Here is a 3,261-nt window from a genome sequence, read left to right on the forward strand (position 1 = left end):
GCGTCGCCGGAGAGGCGTCCCCGCCGCCGGAGTGCCGTTATCCCCAGGCCGACGAAAACGGCGAACCCGACGAGGCCGACGTAGGGCGAGACGCCGGCCAGCAGCCCGACCGCCACCCCGGCGAAGCTGGAGTGGCTGACCGCGTTGGTGAAGAAGCTCATCCGGTGCCCGAGCACGCCGACCCCGATGATGCCGCAGGCGGCGGCGAGCAAGAGGCCGCCCACCAGGGCGCGGTTGAGAAAGGACGCCCCGGCGAGAGCCTGGGGGAGCAGGTGGTTCAGCAACTGGTAGAGCGGCTCGAACATCGCGGGCGGTTCAGTCCTATTCCGGAAATGGTTCGTCGCTCAACGCCCCCGGGGGGCCGTTTTCCGGCTACCCCTCCCGGGGGTGGTGGTCGTGGAGGAAGAGGCTCGAGTCCCGGCCGTACATGGCGACGATGGTCTCGGCCGAGATGGTCTCCCGCGTGCACCCCACGCCCATCAGGCGCCGGTTGAGGCAGACGACCCTCCGGGCGTGGGCGGAGACGACGGAGAGGTCGTGGCTGACCAGGACGGTGGTCAGGCCGCGCTCCTCGGTGAGCTCGGCCAGGAGCGCGGCGAAGAGCTCTCCCCCCACCGCGTCTATCCCGGAGGCCGGCTCGTCCAGTAGAAGTATGTCCGGGCCGCCGTTCCTCCCCGCCAGGGCCGCCGCCAGGAGCACCCGCTGGCGCTCCCCGCCGGAGAGGATGCCCAGGGGGCGATCGGCCAGATTCTCCGCCCGCATGGCCCTGAGCTGGCGTCGCGCCTCGTCGCACGCCGAACGACTCCGGCCGAGCCACAGCGGCCGGTGCTGGAGCTTGAGGAGCAGAAAATCCATCACCGTCAGCGGCGAGCCCTCGTCCACCCCCAGCGCCTGGGGGACGTACCCGAAGCTCGGGCGGTGTGCGCAGCCGGGAAATGTCACCCGCCCCTCGTAGGGCACGAGCCCCAGGATGACCTTGAGGAGCGTGGTCTTGCCCGCGCCGTTGGGACCGATGACCGCGGTTATGACACCGGTCGGGACGTCGGCGGTGATGTCTTCCAGGACGACCCGGTTGCCCAGGCGGACCGTGACGTCCGCCAGGCGGATAGCCGGAATTTCCTCTGTCACGGGCTCGGGCATCACCCTCCCAGGGCGGCGTCGAGGTTCTCCAGATTTTTCTCCATCACCTCGAGGAAATGTCCGGGGTCGGTGCCGCCGGTGGTGCAGGGGTCCAGGACGTAAACCGGAACCCCCGCGTCCAGGGCGACGTTGCGCGCCGACCCTTCGGGGTAGCCGGGCTCGACGAAGACCGCGGCGGCGCCGCTCTTACGAATCATCTCCACCAGCCGGAGCATCTCCCCGGCCGAGGGGGAGGCGCCCGGGGTGAGCATCACCACGCCGGCGATTTCCAGGCCCAGGTCCCGGGCCAGGTAGCCGAAGGCGTCGTGGTTGGTGATGATGGCGCGGTTCGGCCATCCTTCGGCGGTGTCCCGCATTTTCGTGAAAAGGATCGCAAGCCGGGCGATGAATTCCGCCGCGTTGGCGCGGTACGCGTCGGCGTGGGCCGGGTCCGCCTCCGCCAGGGCGTCGCGGATATTTTCCGTCATCCGCACGGCGTTGGGGGGCGATACCCAGAGGTGGGGATCCCACGCGTCCTCTCCGTCGGCGGACGGTTCTCCTGGATGATTGCGGAAGGTAAGGGGCAGGGGCTCGACGCCTTCCCCGGCCGTCACGATTTCGGTCTCCTCGGGCAGGTCGGCCAGCGCGTCCTGGAGGAACCCTTCGAGGCCCAGGCCGTTGAGGATGACCAGGTCGGCGTGGTTGAGTTTTATAAGGTCGCCCGGGACGAGCTGGTAGTTGTGGATATCGCCGGCCTCTGGGTTGACCAGGACGTCCACCGTGACGCTTTCCGTATTACCCACTACATTTTCCACGAGAAGGTATATCGGTAAAATACTAGCCACTACAGTGAGCCCGGCATCGTCCTCGACCACCCCACCTCCGCCGCAGGCGAGGAGGAGGGTCGAAAGGGCGACCGTTAGAAAAGCGCGGATTTTCATTCCTCCACATCCTCCGACTCATCGGGCCGGCGCGCTTTCGAGCAGCCGGGACAGAGGCCGCTCAGGTTCAGATCCACCCCCTCCACCACGTACCGACCGGGCAGGGCGGGGCGGGGGACGGGGACGGTTTCGAGGCAGGTGGTGATGCCGCAAGCGTCGCAGGTGAAGTGGGCGTGGGCGTGGTCCGAGGCGCCGAAGCGCGTCGCCGTCCCCGTGGTTATCCGTTGCAGAAGTCCGGCCCCGGCGAGGTCGTTAAGCACACGGTACAGGGTGACGCTGTCGAGCCTGGGCTCCAGCCGCTCCTCTATCTCCGCGTGGCTCAACGGCCGGTCGCCCGCGAGGATGACGTCCAGGGTCCGCACGCGCGGGTCGGTGCAACGCAGGCCCTTCTTTTTCAGCAACAACCTGGCGATCTCGGTCTCCAACTGCAATCCCCGGTGAAACGCCTCGGCCGATGGAAGCGTAGATTACGCTCGCGGCTCTCGTCGGCGGAGAGGCAGTGCGTCTCCCGAATTATAACGCAATTAAGTTGCAGGTGCAAGGAAGTTGCTTCTCTTTCGGTTGACAACGCGGGGCCCCGTCGGTAGGATTAGCCCGCCTAAATACACACCGGCGCGCCGCCAAGATTTTCCCGTGCGCGCCCCTTCTGTCGGAAGTCGGTCATGCCCCACCCAATCCAGTCCGACCGGAGCGGCAACCTCGACCTCTACGTCGTGCCCGCAGCCGGGGGCGAGCTGCACCAGCTCACCCACTCCACCTCGGACGAAAAAGACCCCCACTACTCGCCCGACGGCTCCTCCCTGGTCTACGTTTCGCGGGCCGAGGGCGACTACGACGTCTGGGTGATGGATGCCCGGGGCGGGGGTGAGCTCCGCCTGACCCACCACGAGGGGGACGAGACGGAGCCCCGGTGGAGCCCGATTCAATTCCAGAGCGACACCCTCCACTACCGCGTCCTTTACGGCTCCGAGGAGGGGGCGTTCACGGTGCGGGAAGACGGTTCGGACAGGCAGCCGGTGGCGCTCCCCGTCGAGGGGGCGTCCCACCTGCGCTGGACGCCCCACGGCCTCGGTGTGCTGGGGGAGGCGGAAACCGACGAGGGGGTCACCGTGGTGGCCACCGGGCTTGAGGGAATTTTCCCCGTCGAGGGGGTTCACGGCCGCCGGCCGCTCCTTTCCCCCAACATGACGGGCCTCCTTTT

General features: G+C 67.8%; 5 protein-coding genes. 1 reads left to right on the forward strand and 4 read right to left on the reverse strand.

Annotation, left to right across the window (positions count from 1 at the left end):
- From NTW26_02510 to NTW26_02525, 4 genes are all read right to left on the reverse strand, one after another.
- Positions 1–305, reverse strand: a 305-nt coding sequence (locus tag NTW26_02510) for a metal ABC transporter permease (GenBank protein ID MCX7021145.1), incomplete at its 3' end; no start/stop codon positions are given.
- 67 nt (positions 306–372) lie between these two features.
- Complete coding sequence (locus NTW26_02515) at positions 373–1,140, reverse strand: metal ABC transporter ATP-binding protein (GenBank protein ID MCX7021146.1); 768 nt, start codon at positions 1,138–1,140, stop codon at positions 373–375.
- Positions 1,140–2,060, reverse strand: coding sequence for a metal ABC transporter substrate-binding protein (locus NTW26_02520; GenBank protein ID MCX7021147.1), 921 nt, complete (start codon positions 2,058–2,060; stop codon positions 1,140–1,142). The genes NTW26_02515 and NTW26_02520 overlap by 1 nt, the downstream gene beginning before the upstream one ends.
- A complete protein-coding gene (locus tag NTW26_02525) occupies positions 2,057–2,485 on the reverse strand; it encodes a transcriptional repressor (protein MCX7021148.1) in 429 nt (142 codons plus the stop codon). Before NTW26_02525 ends, NTW26_02520 begins: the two co-directional genes overlap by 4 nt.
- Before the next feature lie 237 nt (positions 2,486–2,722).
- Between NTW26_02525 and NTW26_02530 the strand changes: the two genes are divergently transcribed.
- Positions 2,723–3,261 (forward strand): hypothetical protein (locus NTW26_02530; protein ID MCX7021149.1); only part of this gene is annotated, 539 nt, incomplete at its 3' end.

The organism is bacterium (assembly GCA_026398675.1).
In the GTDB taxonomy this organism is placed as follows: Bacteria; RBG-13-66-14; RBG-13-66-14; order RBG-13-66-14; family RBG-13-66-14; genus RBG-13-66-14.